1 protein-coding gene is annotated in these 370 nt (G+C 31.6%); it reads right to left on the reverse strand.

Annotated elements, in window-relative coordinates; genetic code table 11:
* Window positions 1-221 (reverse strand): hypothetical protein (locus tag FDW96_RS03040; protein WP_252362850.1); only part of this gene is annotated, 221 nt, incomplete at its 3' end.
* Between the last annotated feature and the right edge of the window lie 149 nt (window positions 222-370).

Raw genomic sequence — 370 nt, forward strand, 5'->3', positions numbered from 1 at the left:
TTGAACGTGATAATAGGTTCTTCAATATAAATAAAGTAGTCAAATAAATTGTAATGCTCAATAATTTCTGTTATACCGTCAGCAATAAGCTTGGCACGTTCCAAAGGATCTTTACTTTTACCACCTGCAATTGAACCGACTACATACTCATTTGTCAAAGGATTACGAAATGCGTAACCAGTATTAGAGGTGCTAAAGTCAATAGCTAAGGCTTTGCTCATAAATCAGAACTCAATTCAATATAAAGCTCTTTAGTAATTTCTCCAATATCAAATAAGTGCTTAACATAGTGTTCATATTCAATCGGAGTCAATACTTCTTTTTGTGCTAAAATATGCTCTTTATTCATTTCTTTATTCTCCCTTAAAAA

This window comes from Citrobacter sp. TBCS-15 (assembly GCF_005280815.1).
GTDB lineage: Bacteria > Pseudomonadota > Gammaproteobacteria > Enterobacterales > Enterobacteriaceae > Citrobacter > Citrobacter werkmanii.